The sequence below is a fragment of the Arthrobacter sp. KNU40 genome (assembly GCF_051515115.1).
GTDB lineage: Bacteria > Actinomycetota > Actinomycetes > Actinomycetales > Micrococcaceae > Arthrobacter.
In genome coordinates, this window is the sequence record NZ_CP195850.1 from 4286814 (window position 1) to 4305277 (window position 18464).

At 61.6% G+C, this 18464-nt stretch carries 18 protein-coding genes; 3 read left to right on the forward strand and 15 right to left on the reverse strand.

Features of this window, described 5'->3' with window-relative positions:
• Positions 1-13: 13 nt before the first annotated feature.
• Positions 14-406: a hypothetical protein gene (locus ACSKT0_RS19915; RefSeq protein WP_437771264.1), complete on the reverse strand. Its 393-nt coding sequence runs from the start codon at positions 404-406 to the stop codon at positions 14-16.
• Between the two features lie 240 nt (positions 407-646).
• Positions 647-1867 (reverse strand): sensor histidine kinase, encoded by a 1221-nt coding sequence (locus ACSKT0_RS19920; protein ID WP_437771265.1) that lies wholly within the window; start codon positions 1865-1867, stop codon positions 647-649.
• A gap of 753 nt (positions 1868-2620) precedes the next feature.
• Between ACSKT0_RS19920 and ACSKT0_RS19925 the strand changes: the two genes are divergently transcribed.
• Positions 2621-3442 (forward strand): response regulator transcription factor, encoded by an 822-nt coding sequence (locus ACSKT0_RS19925; RefSeq protein ID WP_437771266.1) that lies wholly within the window; start codon positions 2621-2623, stop codon positions 3440-3442.
• An 11-nt stretch (positions 3443-3453) separates the two neighbouring features.
• Here ACSKT0_RS19925 and ACSKT0_RS19930 read toward each other — a convergent pair whose 3' ends face one another.
• From ACSKT0_RS19930 to ACSKT0_RS19975, 10 genes are all read right to left on the reverse strand, one after another.
• Positions 3454-3909, reverse strand: coding sequence for an Hpt domain-containing protein (locus tag ACSKT0_RS19930; protein ID WP_437771267.1), 456 nt, complete (start codon positions 3907-3909; stop codon positions 3454-3456).
• A 125-nt stretch (positions 3910-4034) separates the two neighbouring features.
• Positions 4035-4919 carry a type II secretion system F family protein gene (locus tag ACSKT0_RS19935; RefSeq protein ID WP_437771268.1) on the reverse strand — a complete coding sequence of 295 codons (885 nt, stop codon included), beginning with the start codon at positions 4917-4919 and terminating at the stop codon, positions 4035-4037.
• Between the two features lie 8 nt (positions 4920-4927).
• A complete protein-coding gene (locus tag ACSKT0_RS19940; RefSeq protein WP_437771269.1) occupies positions 4928-5860 on the reverse strand; it encodes a type II secretion system F family protein in 933 nt (310 codons plus the stop codon).
• 7 nt (positions 5861-5867) lie between these two features.
• Positions 5868-7391 (reverse strand): CpaF family protein, encoded by a 1524-nt coding sequence (locus ACSKT0_RS19945; RefSeq protein ID WP_437771270.1) that lies wholly within the window; start codon positions 7389-7391, stop codon positions 5868-5870.
• Positions 7391-8584 carry an AAA family ATPase gene (locus ACSKT0_RS19950; RefSeq protein ID WP_437771271.1) on the reverse strand — a complete coding sequence of 398 codons (1194 nt, stop codon included), beginning with the start codon at positions 8582-8584 and terminating at the stop codon, positions 7391-7393. The genes ACSKT0_RS19945 and ACSKT0_RS19950 overlap by 1 nt, the downstream gene beginning before the upstream one ends.
• On the reverse strand, positions 8581-9351 hold the full coding sequence (cpaB, locus tag ACSKT0_RS19955) for a Flp pilus assembly protein CpaB (protein WP_437771272.1): 771 nt from the start codon (positions 9349-9351) through the stop codon (positions 8581-8583). Before cpaB ends, ACSKT0_RS19950 begins: the two co-directional genes overlap by 4 nt.
• 33 nt (positions 9352-9384) lie before the next feature.
• Positions 9385-10422, reverse strand: a complete 1038-nt coding sequence (locus tag ACSKT0_RS19960; RefSeq protein WP_437771273.1) for a Tad domain-containing protein — start codon at positions 10420-10422, stop codon at positions 9385-9387.
• The gene (locus ACSKT0_RS19965; protein WP_437771274.1) at positions 10410-10784 is read right to left on the reverse strand and encodes a TadE/TadG family type IV pilus assembly protein; all 375 of its coding nucleotides are present in this window, start codon (positions 10782-10784) and stop codon (positions 10410-10412) included. Before ACSKT0_RS19965 ends, ACSKT0_RS19960 begins: the two co-directional genes overlap by 13 nt.
• A 126-nt stretch (positions 10785-10910) precedes the next feature.
• The gene (locus ACSKT0_RS19970; protein ID WP_437771275.1) at positions 10911-11138 is read right to left on the reverse strand and encodes a Flp family type IVb pilin; all 228 of its coding nucleotides are present in this window, start codon (positions 11136-11138) and stop codon (positions 10911-10913) included.
• Between the two features lie 49 nt (positions 11139-11187).
• The gene (locus ACSKT0_RS19975; protein ID WP_437771276.1) at positions 11188-11412 is read right to left on the reverse strand and encodes a Flp family type IVb pilin; all 225 of its coding nucleotides are present in this window, start codon (positions 11410-11412) and stop codon (positions 11188-11190) included.
• A 533-nt stretch (positions 11413-11945) separates the two neighbouring features.
• On the opposite strand from ACSKT0_RS19975, the gene ACSKT0_RS19980 reads away from it, so the two are divergent.
• Both ACSKT0_RS19980 and ACSKT0_RS19985 read left to right on the forward strand, forming a co-directional pair.
• Positions 11946-12350, forward strand: a complete 405-nt coding sequence (locus ACSKT0_RS19980) for a hypothetical protein (RefSeq protein ID WP_437771023.1) — start codon at positions 11946-11948, stop codon at positions 12348-12350.
• Between the two features lie 32 nt (positions 12351-12382).
• Positions 12383-13381: a transposase gene (locus ACSKT0_RS19985; RefSeq protein ID WP_437771022.1), complete on the forward strand. Its 999-nt coding sequence runs from the start codon at positions 12383-12385 to the stop codon at positions 13379-13381.
• 110 nt (positions 13382-13491) lie between these two features.
• Here the strand turns inward: ACSKT0_RS19985 and ACSKT0_RS19990 are convergent, their stop codons facing one another.
• The 3 genes from ACSKT0_RS19990 to ACSKT0_RS20000 all read right to left on the reverse strand — a co-directional run bounded on the left by ACSKT0_RS19990 (position 13492) and on the right by ACSKT0_RS20000 (position 18247).
• Positions 13492-16296: a PEP/pyruvate-binding domain-containing protein gene (locus ACSKT0_RS19990; protein WP_437771277.1), complete on the reverse strand. Its 2805-nt coding sequence runs from the start codon at positions 16294-16296 to the stop codon at positions 13492-13494.
• 99 nt (positions 16297-16395) lie between these two features.
• Positions 16396-17076 carry a PAS and ANTAR domain-containing protein gene (locus ACSKT0_RS19995; protein ID WP_437771278.1) on the reverse strand — a complete coding sequence of 227 codons (681 nt, stop codon included), beginning with the start codon at positions 17074-17076 and terminating at the stop codon, positions 16396-16398.
• A gap of 208 nt (positions 17077-17284) precedes the next feature.
• Positions 17285-18247 (reverse strand): plastocyanin/azurin family copper-binding protein, encoded by a 963-nt coding sequence (locus ACSKT0_RS20000; protein ID WP_437771279.1) that lies wholly within the window; start codon positions 18245-18247, stop codon positions 17285-17287.
• Positions 18248-18464 lie beyond the last annotated feature (217 nt).

Genomic DNA, 18464 nt, shown 5'->3' on the forward strand with positions numbered 1-18464 from the left:
AGGGGCGTGGCACTCAGGCCGACGCCGACACCGGGACCAAGGCGGGTCGCGGCGTCAGTTGCTTCCGCGCCCAGCGGGCAAGCTTCTTGCCTTTGCCCTTCCACCAGCTGTCCTCGTCCTTGTCTTGGTGCCAGCGGAAGATGATCATCACAATCACGAAAACGCCCATGGCCACGTCCGCCCAATTCCATTGGATTGCCTTGGCGAGCACACTGACGCCCATGACAAGAATCGACGGCACCGCCAGGGTCTTGAAGATGGTGTTGGCGACATAACGCCGATGGGACCGCGGCACGGACACTGCGCGGACCATGTCGAAACACACGCATACCACCACCATTGCCTGGCCCAAGTCCATCAGAATGAGCCCGGGCAGGGACCCGGCGAACATGGAAGCGGATTCCATCCCCGCGCTCAACGGACTGCCCCCGTCGCCATCGGACGCGGAAAGGAAACAACAGGATTGCAGGAAACACACATACGGATGACCCCCAGAGACCAGGAACTGCATTGAGACCAACTGCGTTCCATTCAATCCGTTGGCTCCAGGGCCGGTCACGAGTAGTGGGTACTCTACTTTGCCCGCCCGGCTACTTGCACGGCGGCAAGGTACCCGGTCCGGCGACCGGTCTAAAACACTGCCGGCCTAATACACTGCCGGGGCTTCCGTCTGCGACGGTTCCTGGGGCTGGCCAGCCGGCAGCGCCACTGTGAAGGTGCTTCCACTGCCGGGCTCGCTGCTGCAGGAGATGCTGCCTCCATGGCGTTCCACGATGGACTTGGTTATGGACAGCCCGAGGCCGACGCCGGGTATCGCGGCTTGACGGGCAGCGTTTGTCCTGAAGAACCGGGTGAAAATCCTGGCCGACTCGTCGGTGGTCATGCCCATTCCCGTGTCCTTCACTTCGAGCTGGACCCAACCGTCGTTCCGCTCGGCCCTTATGGTCACCAGTCCGCCACCGGGTGAATACTTGATCGCGTTGGATACCAGATTGTCCAAGGCCTGTCCTAGCCTCAAGGGGTCGGCGTTCGCCCACAGGGGTGCCGGAACGTCGGCGACGAGGCCCACGTGCGCGGCGTCGGCCTGCGCCCGCGCAGAAACCAGGCTGTTTTCGACCAACCCCGCCAAATCAGTGCGCCGCAGATGCACGCTCTCCACCGCCGCGGCCGACGAGAGCAGGTCCTCCACCAAGGCCCGGAGCCGTTCGGCATTCCGCTCCGCAACTTCCAAACCAAGCCTTGTTGCTGGTTGGAGTTCCTGGTCGCCGCGGAGCACAAGATCGATGTTGCCCAGGATCGATGTCAGGGGCGAACCAAATTCGTGCGAAACGTTGGCAACCAGTTCGTCCTTGGCGGCAAGCGCATCGACAACATCCGTCACATCCTTGAAAACGATCACCGCACCACCAAACCCGTCGTCGAGCTCGCTTTTCATACCCCGCGCGGCGGTTGAGATGGCCCGTTGGCCGGTACCGGCGCCGAACCAAAGCAAATAGTCGGAATATGTTTCCCCTTGAACGGCCCTCCGAACAGGGCCCTTTTCAAGCTGAATCGGCGTCCGCCTGTCCTGGCCGAAAACCAGCCAGTCATGTTCCGCGGGCCCCCGCGAGCCTTCCCCGGGTCCCCGCGAGCCTTCCGCGGTCATTGCCATCTTTAGGAATGCCTTTTGTTGGTTGTTGATCAGGAGGGTCTCGCCCTGCGAATCGACGGCGACAATTCCGACGTCGATCGTGTCCAGGATTGTCTTGAGCAGTGTTTCCCGCTCCCTGCTGGCGGCCAACAATTGCCGCAGGGCCTGATCCCTCTGGCTTACCCTCCGCTGCTGGAGACGTGCATTTGAGCCGGCCAGACGAATGGAGACTGCCATTGCGAACATCATGAGGGGCAAAAGCAGCACCGAAGAAATGTCCGACGCAGTGGGACGGGGCAAGTGCGAAACCACCGGTGGAAACGCAATGACGAAAGGACCAACAAAGCTGAGGATCAGGCTTGTCTTGGAAAGCATGCCCGAGGCAGACAACCAGATCACGGGAAAGATAGCCAATGTGATGAGGCCCGGTATCGCGCTGAAAGCACCGTTTCGCGTGAACCAGAGGGCAACAAAATCCAAAATGGGGATCGCAAGGCTTGCGTTCGGTGCCAATCTCTCCCAAGGGACCAGCAGGCATCCCAGGAACAGGAGGCCGTGGAGAAGGACTCCGGTAACGAACAACCAATTTTGGGTTAACCCCGGCCAAACAGTAGGTGCCGCGATTGCCAAGCCCGCGATGATGAGCGTTAGGGGCAATTCACAGACAGCCAGCCGGGCGCGAGGCGTGAGTTTTCTAAAGAAACGGGCGGCCGCGCGGAAAAATGGCTGCTCACTCAAAGTCGAGACCCTTCCTTGGAGATTCGCGAGCATTTACTGCTCCACGCGATTCCCGAAGGAACCGCCCGGAGTCCACTATTCCCCCAAGGAACCACAATACGACGACCCGGACGATCAAACTGGAAGTTCGGAGCCACGCTTAATCCACATATTAGATGCCAGATGGCTTTAATGCTTGTATCGTGAGTATTTGGGTGGCATTTACCGCATTGCGCTGGGCTGTGCGGCGATGTGCGCCCTCAAGGATGTCCAATGAGCGAGCCTGGGGTAGCTGTAGTCATTGAGGATGACGAAGACGTACGAAATCTGGTTGACGCCATCCTCAAAGAAGCTGGATTTGTGGTGCATTCTGCCGCCACCGGACGCGAAGGCGTGGAAGTGGTGCGGGATCACCATGCGTCCGTGGTGACGCTCGACGTCGGGCTTCCGGATATGGATGGCCACGAGGTCCTGCGTCGGATTCGGCAATTCAGCGACGCATATGTCGTGATGCTGACGGCCAGGCGCGATGAGCCGGACACGTTGACGGCTTTCCTCACCGGCGCGGACGACTACGTCAAGAAGCCGTTTCTACCGCGCGAGTTGAGGGCCCGGGTGACTGCCATGATGCGGCGGCCACGCGCGGAAGGCAGGCTTGCGTTGCCGGAGGAAGATCCCAGGGGTTACGGGAGTCCCGACGGCGGTTCAGCCCGTTTTGACGGGGGTGCTTACGCCGCGGCCCGCTCAGCCGAAGCCGACCAAGCGGTGATCAAGCACAATGGCTTGGCCCTGAACTACAAATCACGCACGGTGACGCTTCAAGGTTCGGCCCTGACGTTGACGAGAAGCGAATTCGATCTCCTCTTTGACCTGCTTCGGGCCAAAGGCGAGGTGCGGACGCGCGCCGATCTCGTGCGGGCTGCGCGCGGTGACTACTACGACGACGACGCGTACATCAGCGACGCCGACGAACGCGCCGTTGAGACGCACATCGGCAACCTACGCCGAAAGCTCCGCGAGGATCCACAATCGCCACGCTTTCTGCAGACTGTCCGGGGCGTCGGGTATCGGCTGACGCCGAAAAGATCGGATTAAGCGCGCCGGCGTCAATCGTTCCGGAGGACGTAACTGTCCTTTAGTTCCTGGACCGTCACGTGCCCGCATTCAGCAAGTTCCTTGAGCAGGGGCCGGGCCTCACGCAATTCACTTTTTCGAATGCGTTCCTCCAGTTGCGCTGCAAGTACTGCGAGGCGAACACCGCCAACCATAATGGAAGAGGTCCTGAGGCTTAGGACCGCGTTCAGGGCGGCGGCCACGTCGCCGCGCTCGACGGCGGTCGCGAGGATTTCGTATCGCTTGGCCCAGAGTTTTGCGAAGTCGCCGGCAAACGTGCGTGCGACAAGCGGATTGTCCACTTGATCTTCCAAGAGTTGGAACTCCGCGAGGTCCAGTATGGGATGTTCGGCAAGCGGGACGACGGGCAGCCCATTGGAGTCGTCGACCGAGCCCGGATGGCTCGGATCTGAATCCTCGTTGACGTCGCTGGAACCTGAACTGAACATAGCCCAATGCTACTTTCTGAATTCCGGAAAAACCGAACTTATGGCTATCTTAAGGAAATCTTAGGCCTTTCTTGACTTACCCGGTTTCGTCGCCCGCACCCAATTCAGAGAATGCGATATTGCGCTTAGCCTCCGCTGAAGGTAGCTATGGCGTTGATGACAGCCGGCCCCAGGATGGCGATGAACAGCACGGGGAAGATAAAGAAGAGAAGCGGGAAGAGAACCATCACCGGAAGCTTCATCGCCTTCTCTTCCGCGCGTTGGCGGCGCTTGACCCGCATCACCTTCGCCTGGACCCTCAGGACCCGACTGATGGCAATGCCGTAGGTGTCTGCCTGAATCACGGCCTGAACGAAGCTTCGAAGCTCCGGAACGTTCGTACGTTCGGCCAACGCCAGATAGGACTCGCGACGGCTCCGTCCAACCTGCATGTCTTGCAAAGTCCGCACCAGCTCCTCGGCCAGGGGCCCCTTCCCATTTTCGCCTGCTCGGGCCATGGCTCCTTCAAAACCGAGCCCCGCCTCGACCGATATCAGCATTTGGTCCATGGTATTTGCGAGTTCCAATTGCAAAGCCTTTTGACGCTCTTGTCCTTTGCTGTAAAGCATTAAATCCGGGATAAAGTATCCAAGCAGTACGACAAATATCCCGACGAGCTTAAGTAATCCGCTCGAGCTGTTAGCACTGATCAAAAATCCGAAAAGTGCGCCGAACAATCCGAGCAGGGGTTTGGCTGCGAGGACGCGCCCCAAAGGGAGCGACGGCGGACGGCCGGCCAACGAGAGCAACCGATCGAGCTTCTGGACGTAGCTGACGGGGGTCAGGCGGTACCCAATGAGCTCGAGCGCACCACCACGGTTTTGTGCACCGGTCTCGGCAATGTCTTGACCCCGAGTCAAGAGCACCCGGACGGCACGTTGGGCTTGCCGGTCAACCGACAGGAATGACCAAACGAGGTAGGCGATAGGCAGGGGAACCAGCAGCAGGGCGAAAAGGAGAGAGGGATTCACGCGTCACCTCAAAACTTCAGGTCGATGATCTTGCGCATCCACAGACCGCCGATGGTCATGAGAATGAACGACAACCCAATCATTCCCCAACCGAGCGGATGAGTGAACATCACGTTCATGTAGCCGGGGTTGACGACCAAGAGCATGGCCACGATGCCAAAGGGAAGCGCCATCAGTATGTATCCCGAGAATTTTCCCTCTGCGGCCAAGGACTTGATTTGTCCCTTGATCTCGCTGCGTTCGCGTATGGTCTCGTTGACCTGGTCCAAGACCTCCGCAAGGTTTCCGCCCACCTCGCGGTTGATTTGGATGGCCTGCGCTATCCACACAAAGTCCTCGCTCCGCATTCGCTCCGCCGTATCGGTAAGCGATTCCTCAAGATCGCGGCCAAGGCTCGTCTCGGTAATGACCCGGCGCATTTCCTCCGACGTGGGGCTGGCCGATTCATTGGCCGCAGCATCGATGGCACGAAGTATGCTGTGTCCGGCCCGCAAGCCGCCAGACAGTAGTTGGAGGGTGTCCCCAAGCTGGCCATCGAACTTCGCGCGCCTTTTACCGGCCAGGGAATTCAAAAAGAGCCGTGCCACGAAGGGCGCCGGGATAAAGAACAGAAAAGCCACCAACGGGCCGCCGATGACCAGCCCGATCAAGGCGCCCACGAATGCACCGGCAATCACGAGGATGAAGAAATCCGCCTGGCTCATTCGCAGCCCGGCATTCTCCAGTTGTTCCCGGTTGAAGAGCCGGACGTTGCGCCTGGTCAGGACCCCATGGACGACGTCGGCGGCAGAACCTGCAAAACGGGTCAGCTGCGAGCCCGCGCCTACGTGGTAGGGCCGCCTTCGATCGAATGGAACTTCGGGGGTTTTCGGCAAGATCACTGCGACCCCGAAGAGCAGGATGGCTGAAAGCATCAAGGCCGTTCCGGTCAAAAGGATCATGTTCCGTTCACGTCCTTGCTGCTGCGGTTGCCAGGGGAGAGGCAAAGACCCCAGGAGATACATGAATACCCAAGTCATCGAAGCGGTCGATGAAGCGCGGACGGATTCCCGTTGGGACGGGCTTTCCAAGAAATCTCCCGTGGGCGTCGACGCCTGCCGAATAATCGAAAACGAATGCATCCTGGAGGGTGACAATGTCGCCTTCCATGCCTTGGACCTCAGTCACGTGCGTGATGCGGCGAGTTCCGTCCCGCAACCGGGAGATCTGGATGATGAGGTTCACGGCGGACGCTATTTGCTCGCGGATTGCCCGCAATGGCAGGTCCATGCCTGCCATGAGCACCAGGGTTTCGAGGCGTGCAACGGCGTCGCGAGGAGAATTTGAGTGCACCGTGGAAAGGGAGCCGTCGTGACCGGTGTTCATGGCCTGCAGCATGTCGAGGGACTCTCCACCGCGGACCTCGCCGACGACGATCCTGTCCGGGCGCATACGAAGCGAGTTCCTGAGCAACTCCCTGATGGTCACGGCCCCCTTTCCCTCGGTATTCGGTGGCCGGCTCTCAAGCCTTACGACGTGTTGCTGCTGGATCTGGAGTTCTACGGCATCCTCAATGGTGACAATGCGGTTGTCTTCCGGGATGAACGACGAGAGGACATTCAACAGTGTCGTCTTGCCGGTTCCAGTACCCCCGGAAACAATGATGTTCAGCTTCGCCTTGACGCAAGCATTGAGGAGCTCAGCCATCTCGGGCGTGAGCGTTCCGAAATCAATCAGGTTCCTGATGGTCAACGGTATCTTGCTGAATTTTCGGATGGTCAGCGACGAGCCGCCCACCGCAAGCGGGGGGATCACCGCATTGACTCGGGAGCCGTCCTCAAGTCGCGCGTCAACGAGCGGGGACGACTCATCGATCCTGCGCCCCACCTTTGAAACGATGCGTTCAATGACCCTCCGGAGATGGTCCTCGGAGCTGAATCCGGAGTCCGTGAGGGTCAGCTTGCCTTTTCGTTCGACGTAGATCTGGTCCATTCGGTTGACCATGATTTCAGTGACCTCTGGATCGTCCAGCAAGCGTTGGAGCGGCCCATAGCCAAGGACGTCATCCGCTACGTCCGCCACGAGCCTGCTGCGCTCGTCAGCGGACAGCGGGACCTGTTCGGCGTCGATGATCCGGATGAGTTCTTCGCGGGCAGTCGACCGCAACTCACGTTCGCTGACGCTGGAATCGTTGAACCTCGCCCCCAGTCGCTCAAACAACGCCGTGGCGGCGCGCTGCTTGAGGGCGGCAAAGGCGTCCACCGGCTGCTGGGCCCTCAGCTTCGGCGACTCCGGTACGTCACTCAGCTTGACTGAAATGTGGGGGTTTACAGGACTGCCGGACTTCGCGGTGGGATGCGGCATGACTTGCTGCGCGGACTCGGCGAATGTCGGTTTAGGCGTAGAGAGAGGGCTCGGACCAAGATCCACCCCTCGGCCGGAGGACCTTTCGTCCCTGTCCTCGACTGCATGCAGGCGTTCAGACAGCTTCATTAGACCACCACTCTTCTGTGCAGTTTGCGCTGTGCTGTGGCACGCCACGCGGGATTGAAGCGCTCGACAAGTTGTTTGAGTCCCTTGACGGCCGGATCCTTCACCGAGTCCTGGAGCACGGGAATGCCGCGGTTGGTGGAGAACGCTACTGCCTTCGATCGAGGGATGCTCACGTCAACCGGGGCGCCTACGGTGGACTCGACGTCCTGCACCGACAGCCCCGACTTGGAATCAGCCATGTTTAGCACCACATGCCGGGTTTCCGGCAGGAGGTTCAGCCTGCGGAGAATGTCCAGGCCGGAACGTAGGCCTCGGACGCTTGGAACATCCATGCCCGTCACCCAGACAGCATCGGAGCATTGTTCGAGGGCAGCGAGCCCGATTTCGGGCAGTCCGGGTGCGGTGTCCACCACCACGTACTGGAACTCTTGGGCCAGCTGTTCGAGGAGCCGACCCACCTGTTGCGGCGAGATCTCGTCTGCTTCGACGGGGTCCTTCGGCGCGCACAAAGCGTAGATGCTTGCCGGGTGGACGGTGAGAAAGGCTTTGAGTACCAGCGAATCCTGACTGGCCGACGGCGTGACGGCGTCGGTTACGGTGTGCTCCGGATTGAGGTAGAGCCCGGAGGCGACGTCACCGAATTGCAGGTCCAGATCCACGATCACCACGCTCATCGGCGCGATCTTGCCCAACCCTACTGCGATGTTCGTGGCGATGGTCGTCTTTCCCACACCGCCTTTGGGGGAAAAGACGCCGATCACCAGGCCCTTCGGGGAGCCGGATTGCTTGGGTTCCCCCGTGCGCTGCCGGCTAGCGAAAGACTGGCACGCGCGCTCAAGCATGACCCGTATCTGGGCCAGGTCCGCGTCCGGGCTCATGATGTCGCGGATACCTGACCGCATGGCTTGGAGGACAAACGCGGGATCCAGTTCACTGACAAGGATGACGCTCAGTTCCGGCAACTGCACATCGAAGACGGTGGCCAGTCGCAGGGCATCTTCCACGGGCACGCCGGGTCCCAGAATCAGCACTTCGAGTTGTTCCTGGTTGAGCGCGCCGAACAGTTCTGCCGGATCAGCCGGCAAAATGCTCGTGAAGAAGGTTTGCACGCTTCCGGGCAGGCCACCCGCAACAGCTTGGCGCAACCGTTGGTCAAAGTCGGTGTTGGGAGTTATCAGGACAAAACGGCTCACTTGTATACCCCGCTCGGCTGCACGACGGTGGGGCCACTGTCTTTGGCATCCAACGGCTCTTTGCTGAGCCAGATTTTTTCGAACTCTGCGGCGAAGACAATCTTGGAGGCATCCACATCGCTCACGGCGACGGTCAGCAAGAGCGAACCGGTAGGAAGTGCGCTGTCCTTGGAGCCGGCCGCACCAGAAGTGGGATTCGGCGTCGCCTGCGCACTCGCCGCTGCTTGGGGGGCGCGTTGGACCATTGTCACAAGAACCTTGTGTATCGCCAATTCGGTAGTTTGCTTGTCCGGCTTCGCCTCGATTCCGCCCGTCGTCATGGAGATGAATATTCCAATGTGGTCACCAGGAACCAGCAGTCCCCCGACTACCCGCTGGGGTTCCAGTTGAAAGGAGACTTCCTGGAGCCCTGCCGGCACCTTGACGTCCCCAGGAGTCTTGAGTGCATCAGGGGCCACCAAACGCTCTGCCACCAGGGTCTCGCCAGGGACGAGGTCGACGGCGGCGACCTTGCCTTGCGCGTCCCCCAGCGTGTGTAGAGCGGTCTTGGGGACGGCCGATCCCGGCAGCTGCTGGGTATCGAGGGAATCCTTCATGGCGTCCACTGAAGTGCCGGCCGGGATGGCCGTCTTGACCACCAACACGTCAACAGGCGCCAGATTCTGGACTGCCCGTTGATCCGCGCCTTGAGCGTAGGAGAAGACAAGAATCACCCCGACGAGGGCCAACACTGCCGCTGCCGACCCGGCCAACAAGCGTGACTTCACTGACAACTCCTGTGTTCAAAGAACGGATGAAAACTAGTTGGTGAGGCGGACAATGGTGGCCCCGTAGGCGTCAACGGGCCCCAGCGAGTAGCCGTCCGCCAGCGAGACATATTTGACGAAACTCCCGATGATTCCGCGGCAATTTCCGGTGCAGGAAAGCACTGAAGACACGTAGGGACTCGAATTGCGAAAACTGTCCGGAAGAGTGTTGTTGGGGCCGCTAAACTTCCACCCCGTCACTTTGAATGCGGCGAAGGACACCAGATGGTAAACAGCCCCGGCTCCTGTACCTGTTGCAACGTCGAAGACAGGGAGCAGAACGATGACGTCCCGTCCGGCGGTAAGTGCGTCGCCCCATTTTTGAAGCGTGGCTGAACAGTTACCTGGCGCACTGTTCCCCTGGGAGCTGCCGGTTTCACTGGTCGCCAGGTTGATCGTGCTGCCACACACCCCGGGATCCTGGGCAAGCCAGCCGAACCCCCCAGGCACCACAGCCCCGGAAGGGCCGTAATTGCAGCTGGGATTGGCACCCGAGCCGTGATTCTGAAGAAGCTGGAGGGCACCGCCGATGTATCCTTGCACCTGGCAAATGGAATATGCGACCGGAAACGCGGTCGTGCCCGCGACGACGCTCCCCCACTGAACACTGGACGTGGTCAAGACATTCGTGCTGTTCATGCCCAGAACGCGGGCTAAAAGGAGTGAAACGGCATTCGGCGCGCCGCCAGCCTGCTGGGCTCCGGCGGTCACGGTGACCTTCCGGTTTGTCAGATCCAGATTGATCGACTTGATGTTGTTCAGGCCATCGTTTGCGTTCTTGTTTGCGATGTCGCTGGCGATTGGGGACGTGGTGGAGCAATTCGGATCGCTCGTACTCGCGGCGCATTTCTGCGCCACCGCGAGGGCGGCGGCGTCGGATCCGTTCTGCACTTGCGCCCGTTCTGAATACAGCATTCCTGCATCCACGGCGAGGGCGGCGAACCCGAGCAGCACCACCAACAAGAAAGCGACGAGAACGGCAATCGCACCGCGTTCGCCGTCGTCGTTTTTGGGGACCATCAGCCGCCGCATACCATGACTCCTACTCCTTGCATGGGGAAAGGCCCCGCGATTCCCGTGAGTGTGCTGAGGGTGTACTTGATGGTCACGGACATCTGGGCGCCGGACGTGCAGCTGGCCGGGCTGAACGTGAAGTTCGTGTCTGCCAGCTGCGGGTTCAACGCCACGGCAGCGTTCTTCGCTGCTGTCTTGGCGGCCGTCTGATCATTCGAAATCGCCATGACCCGGACACCTTCGCGTGCTGCGTTCGAGAGCGACACCTGAACGTTGTAAGCCCTGCCGAATTCCATGATGCCCAGGAGCAACATGATCAGGAGCGGTGCCAGGATGGCGAACTCGACTGCCACGGCACCGCGCTCTGAAGGCCTCGGCATGATGTTGCCCTCCCAGAGAACGGGTAGTTCGAATCAAGCAGAGTGGCGGCCGCCTGAATGCCGCCGCCACTCGGGATTTGCTTGGTGTGCTGGTATTGCCTTCCGAGCACTGGTGCAGCTCGCCTACTAAGAGCAGACGCCGGCACCGCCCTGTGTGGTGGCGGCTGCCCAGCTTTTGCCGCTCACTGAACACTGGACCTGGGAGAACGTCTCCCTGACCGTGCCGCCCAGCGCGGTGACGGCGACGATGATGACAACTGCAATGAGGGCAACCATGATGCCGTATTCGACGGCGGTGGCACCCGTTTCGTCGCGCCGCACGTGCGACACGGACTTTAGGAAAGCGGAAAGCATTGAGACTCCCTACTGTCTGGTACGAACGGTCGAGGAGAAGGCGAACGTACTAGGAGCACTTGCCCGGAGTTGTGGTCGTGGTGGCAGTCCACGTCTTGCCGGCTACTGAGCACTGGACCTGGGAGAAGGTGTCCTTGACCGTCCCACCGAGCAGAGTGACGGCGGCGATGATGACAACCGCGATGAGGGCGACCATGATGCCGTATTCGACGGCGGTGGCGCCCTTTTCGTCGCGACGGATGCGCGAAGCGGCATTGGAGAAGAAAGCAAACATGTGAAACTCCTGAGCGAGTTGGGAGATACGGGCTGGTCCAGCACCAGCTCTCTAGCAACTTAGCAACGCCAAATACCCCGGAGAGCAGTCCTTGGGACAACCTGTGCCAAGACTCGCGATCCTGCGCATTTCTTGGGTTAAACCTAGGAAATTCCGCGATCCTGGCGAGCGAGCGACCAAAGGTGGGAAAACAGCGCAACTGCCCCCGCCGCCGTCGGGCCCTCCCAGGACGCCGGCTCACATATCGGGCCAAATCCCAGGACGCCGGCTCACATATATGCCCAATAACGGAGACCCTCGCTCAGATCACGTGGGCGAGCGTTCGGGGTGAGCACACTCGAAAAGGTCAGAAAACAGTGCAACGGGACTGCCGCCGTCGGGCCCCAACGAACCGGCCCGCGGCACATCGCCCCAGGACGCCGGCTCACATATATTGCCTTTGGGCGTAACGCACGCTCAGATCAGATGAGCGAGCCCCTCATCGTCAAGCTGGTTGTGAGTCATTCATTACCTTTTGATTGAAGGAGCCGGCGATGGCCGTTGATAACAAGGGTTTTACGCGTGAAGAGATCCGTGAGTTCATGCATGAGTACTATTTGCAGCCGCACGGGTCGAGGAAGGAATGGATGGCCTCGACGTCCGTTTCGGAATGGACGTTCCGCCGGTGGCGCAAGATGATGGTCCAGGGCGATATCGACCGTGGCCTGATTCCGCGGGAGCATGGAGGCATGGTCCCGACGAATCGTGAACTCTCCGCGTTCGAAAAAGCACGCGCGAAGGAAATGGCTGCCCACCGTGCCGAAGTCGAAAAACTCCAGAAGCGGGTGCAGGAGCTGGAGGACACGAATTCCGCGCTGGGAAAAGCTATCGGGCTCTTGCACGAGTTGAGCGTGCCAGAGCCCGATACAACCCCGACGAGCGCTCACAACGATTCATAGCGGCCGAGAACACTCTGGTCCTGGAACTGCATGTGATCATCGGCTCCCAGCGGACAGCGCTCAAGCTGGCGGGCCTCTCGCGCGGGACCTGGCATTACCGGTCCAATCCCCGTCCGGCGGTGCAGCACCCGATCCACCAGAGCGACCGGGCCTACGAATCCCGGATCAGCTCCGCGCATCAGGACCGGATCCTGGGGCTCATCCTGGCCAGCTGGGAGAAGGGCAACTCCGTTGACCATGCCTTCGCCACAGCCTGGGACAACGGCGAGCTGCTCGCCTCCAACCGCTCGTGGTGGCGGATCGCGGCAGACTACGAGGACCAGCAGGCCCGCCCAACCATCCCGCGCAAGCGTTGGGGCACGCGTGGTTCCTCTGAAAAGCCGGTGGTCAAGGCCACCGGACCCTGCCAGGTCTGGTCCTGGGACATCACCGACATCTATGCCAAGTGGCAGGGCAAGGTTTTCAAGGTGTACTCCATCATGGACATCTTCTCCCGGGAAATCGTCGGCTGGCGGGTGGAGGAACGCGAGTCCGACCACCTCGCCGCGCAGATGTTCAAGACAGCCATCGCCCGGCACGGCGCCCCGCGCATCGTGCATGCCGATTCAGGCCCGGCCATGAGATCAACCCTGCTCCGTGACACCCTCACCGCCCACGGCGTGGAACTCAGCCATAACCGCCCGTACGTCTCCAACGACAATCCCTTCTCGGAGTCAGGCTTTCGCACGATGAAATACCGGCCCGGCTACCCCCGGATCTTTAACGATCTCGAGGCCGCCAGGGAGTACCTCACCTGCTACGTGCACTGGTACAGCACCGATCACAAACACTCCGGCATCGCACTGTTCTCACCATCACAGGTCCACGACGGGTCGTGGAAAGAACTCTGGACCAAGCGAGACAAAGTCCACCAGGACTACTACGAACGACACCCGGGAAGATTCCGCCGCCGACCCACCACACCGGCCCCCGCCACATACGCCGGGATCAACCTCCCCCAGACCAAAACACCCCAAAAACTAGCCCAGTGACTCCACACAGCTTGACAACTTTCGAGCGTCCGCCGAAAACCCCACATATGTGAGCGAGCGTCCGCCGAAAACCCCACATATGTGAGCGAGCGTCGGAGGGGGGCGCAACGCTAGGCGGGTGGGTGCTCGACTGTCACGGTGCCGGCGTCGCCGTCGACGGTGATTTGTTGGCCGCTCGTGAGCCGCTGGGTGGCGACTCCGGTGCCGAGCACAGCGGGGATGCCGTACTCACGGGCCACAATCGAACTGTGGCTCAACGGCCCGCCGACGTCGGTGACCACGGCGGACGCCATCGCGAACAGCGAGGTCCACGCGGGAGTGGTGATACGGGCAACCAGGACCTCACCGGGCGCCATCTGGCCGAAATCCTGCGGCCCGCCCAGGACGCGCGCAGGAGCACTAACCCGGCCCGCACTCGCGCCGACCCCTTTGATGACGTCGCCCGGCTGGTCCTGGGAGCGTGCCGGCATCATTGATTCGAAAGTGCGCTTCATCCAACGGGTCTCCGGCAGCAGTTGCGGCGCGGCCGCCTTGGCCTGGCCCCGCCAAAGCATCTTGCGTTCCTCGACGACGTCGGCACGGACGGGGCGCGCAGCCCCCGTAATTGCCACCGCCACCGGTGCAAGCGGTTCCGCCGTGCCCGGCGGCTGGGGCGCGGCGAGGCCGAACTCGACGGCGCTTTGCAGCTCCTGCTGGCGCAGCCAGAAAACATCGGCGGGGCGGGCGATGACGCCGGAGTACACCAGCCGTTGTCCGAGTTCGAGCAGCATCCGCCGGATCAGCGGCCAGGCAAGCCCGACGTCGGCCAGGGCATCTTCGCGCATCGGTGCGGACTTCTGCGCCCACCGGAGCAGACGGATGAACGGCGCCTTGCGACCCCGCCCGAGACGGGTCTGTCCGAGCCGGGCGAGCACCCGCTCGGTTTGCTCCTCCCGCCGGGCGGCCGAGAGCCGCTGGCGCTCATGCGGGTCGTTGCCTTGGCCCCGGAGGTAAAACTTCACCGTATCCAACAGCGCCGAAGGATCGTCCGCCGGCACCGGGCTGAGGAAGTCCAGGTTGTAGACCGCATGACCGAAGCGATCGAGATGGGCCTGGAACCGTGGATGCCACTGCTGCCAAAGGGCCGGGTCCATGCCGGCCGGCGGGAGCCAGCTTCGCTGCGACTCGGCCAGTGCCGCCGTCGCTTGATCGAGGATCGCCGGAGCCAGCCCCTCAACTTCCCGGGCCCAAGACGCGAGTTCGTACAACGATTTCTCTGCGCGGATGGGTTCGCTGTCGTAACCGAGGAGGAATGTCTCGGCCGGGGGATCTCCAGCGCGCCGGATGAGTTTGTCGTAGAACGCCCGGAAGGAGATTTCGCTCGTCGCGGCGATCGGAATGACTGACTCCACGGCGGTGTAGTACACGGTTCCGGCATCGAGCAACGTCCGGACACCCTCAAGCAGCTCCTCCCCCGAAAGCTCCGCCGCGGACTTCGCCGACCAGTCTTTGAGCACTTCCTTGTAGCGCGGATGCGAGAATTCACGCCAACCGGTCATGCCCATGTGCGCCTTGCCCTGAGCCAAGGCGAGCATGGCCCCCGGCGCTTTGCCCATCACCCGCCACATTGCCGAGGAGCGGTAGTAGTAATAGGCGTACCCGTTGATGGTGGGCAGTCCGACGTCGCCATCCCTGACCACGTCACTCCCGACGGCTTCGTTCATCAGAGCCTTGAGCGAACGGGTCACCGAGCCGTCAATGAGGTCGGCGAACAGCGGCGAGAGCGGGTCCGGCAGCTGTTCCACGATGCTCGCCCGGAAGTAGAGCCCCTTCGGGTAGGGCAACGGCCAGGTGTCCGGGGTGTCAGCTACGGGTTCAGGCAGGGCCGTGATGGGCCTGGACTGCAGCATGAAGAAAGTGCCGTCGGCCCGCGCCCATTCGATGTCCTGCGGAGTTCCGAAGTAGTCCGAAATCCGTGTTCCATAGCGGGCCAGCGTGGCGGCAGCTTCGTCGTCGAGCACGGCCTGGTTGCGAAGCGCCGCAGGGACCGGCTGCTCCGTAGTCCTTCCTTGGTCCCGGATGCCGCGGTCCGGCGGGTGGTCCTCGGCCCCGCCGTCCGCAGTTTCGCCGTCCGCGCCGCGGTCCTCGTACACAGTCATGACTTCCTTGTCGGCCGTCCGGCGCGAAAGCACGCGGCCGGTTCCCGCCTCGACAACAAGGTCATCCGTGGTGACTGTTCCGCTGACCACGGACTCCCCCAGTCCCCACGCGGCACTGATGACGATCTGGTCGCGGCGCCCGTTGGCCGGATTGGCCGTGAACATGACCCCGGCCGACTCGGCCTCGACCATCCGCTGGACCACTACCGCGAGGCGTACATCGCCCGGTGCGATGCCTTCCCGGTTCCGGTAGGCCATGGCCCGCGCCGTCCATAAGGAAGACCAGCAATCGACGACGGCGGCATCCAACGCTTCGGCGCCGCGGACGTTGAGGTAGGTTTCCTGTTGCCCGGCGAAGCTGGCCGAGGCGAGGTCCTCGGCAGTGGCGGACGAGCGCACCGCCACGGGCGCGCCGTCGTCGCGGCCGCCGCCGCCCTCGCGAGAGCCGCCGTCGACGTCGCGGAGTCCTTCATAAGCGGCGGCGAGCTCGTAGGCGATGGCCGCGGGCATGGTGCCGCCGGTGAAAAGGTCCCGGATTGCGGCCGAGGCATCCTCGTAATCCTGGGGCGCGGCCTCCGACGGGAGCGTCGCCAGTTCCTGGATGCGCGCCTGAATCCCGTTGGCATCCACGAAGGCCTCATACGCCGCGGTGGTCAGCACGAACCCGGGCGGGACCGGAAGCCCGGCGCGAACCAGGTTGCCCAGCCCGACGCCCTTGCCGCCAGCCACGGCGACGTCGCCGGCTTGCACATCGGCGAAGTTGTAGATGTAGGTCATGACCGTCGCTCCTTATCGCGGAGACGCCCTCATCGAGCCTGACTCACAACATACTGCCACGCCGTCCAGCGAGAGGCGATGGCTGCGCCGGCCGGCTTCTTACTGCGGGTCCAACGCGCGATTCACCGCCGCTTGGTCGCAAGCCTGGAGAACTCGGATGAACCCGTCCATTGCTTCCGGCCCCTCGTCGGTGTCAGCCACGCGAACAAGGTGTGAGGCAAGGACAGCGACCTTGACGTTCGTCATGCTGCTGCAACTCACAAGCAGTTTGAAGGCTGCGTCGGAGCTAAGGAGCAGCCGCCCCATCAGGATGCCGCGTGCCTGATTGATGACGCCCCGGGTCGCATTGGCGCCCGCGACGGCGTCGCGCGCCGCCTGCTCGGTTTCCCGCCGCAGTGTGGACGTCAGGTCTACCGTGGTCCCCTCGAGCGCGGCGGTCCCCGATGGGTCCAGTTTCGCATTACCCGCGGTCAGCACCCGACGGACATGTCCCTGCGCGTCGATGATCCGGTGGTAGATGCAGAAGTGTCCGCCGTCGCGGAATACTTGAGCCAGGATCTCCATGGCCCGCGGCCTGTCATCCGGGTGCTTGTGCGACATGAGTAGCTCGAGCGTGGGCACAACTTCCCCTCGCTGGTAGCCGTGGAGATTGAAGAGCCCGTCGGACCATTCCGCTTTCCCTGTGAGCGGGTCAAAGAGGAAGGTTCCGGCCAGAAAGCCGGGGGCGCCCAGTGCACTCGAGTACGTATGAGGGCTGTCCAACATGGCGCAAAGACTCATTTCCTAAGGGTGCTTATTAATTCGGCTAAGCGTACAGAATACAACGCGTACGACGGCGGCACGCGCCGTCGCGTCCGCCCCCATCCGCACCCCGGGGCTTGGTTCCCAGCCAGGTCTTTGAAGCGCCCATGCAGGAAACCAGCCCCGGATATGCAAGAAACTACCACCGTACGGGAAACAAGCTCCAGTACGCGTTCAATTTAGCGGCCTAGTCCTTCACCACCACCTTGCCGACCATTCCAAAGTAATCGTGAAGTGCGCAGATGTAGTCGTACACTCCTGCCTTGTTGAAGGTCACCGTGAATGTCACGCCCGGCGGCAAAATGCCCGAATTGAGCTGTCCGCCCGTGTAATTCGTCGGATCGCCTAGCGGCGGGAACGGGTTGGCCGGCTCGGCACCGAAGGTCACCGTGTGCGGCTCGCCCATGCCGTTGTTGACGAAGCTCACTTTCTCACCAACGTGAATGACCACTTTGGGTTCGATGAACCGCATGACGCTGGCCACGCCGTCGTCGGCTCCGGCAATCACGGTGTGATCGTCCGCCTGGTCGCGGGCGTCGCTCCATAGCTGGTAGCCGTCACGGAGGATGGCCCGTTCGGCCCGCTCCACCCGGTTGTTGTATTGCTCCTGGGTGTACGGGTAATCCGTACCCTTGGCCCGCACGTGGACGGTGCCCTTCATGGCCGCGCCATGCACCAGGCAGTAATACGTGAAATCGCCTGTATCCGGGAACGTCAAGGTGTAGGAACTGACTTCGGCGAACCCACTGTTCGAGACGTTCGACATCACGCCGGAGTTGTAATAGGAGTGCCCGTCATAGGACGTGCCTCCCTGCGCGGATATATACAGGGGGCTGAAAGGATCAAAAGGTTGCGTGGACTCGATGGTTTGCCCCGCGGCCAGGAACGTGACCGTATGGATTTCGGCCGCGTTGGCCTCCCACGTGACTTTGTCACCGGCATTGATGTAAATGTTCTTCGGCAGGAAGGACATTCCCTGGATGGCCTGGTCCGATGATTCGGAGCCGACCTGGACAGTCCACGTCCTTGCGGATTTGCCACTGTCCGCTGCCGCTGTGCCGCTCAGGGCCACGGGCAACACGAGGGCAAGGAGCAAAACCATGAGGGCTCGAAGGCGCGGCAATATAACGGGTTTTGGATGAGCAGTCATAAGACTCATTCCTTAGGAAAATCTTTGCTGACCGGCTGTTATTAGCCTGGAAATTTTGAGGCGCCGGAGACCATGGCGTCGTTTGACGGTGACTCGGTTTCTTCTAAATTCCCTATGAACTTCAGCTCGCAACTGCCGCCCGTCCCCCGCATACGGTGCGGTGCCACGACGTTGGGCCATGCAGGATCCTCCCTTGCTCGCAGGGATAACGTCCAGC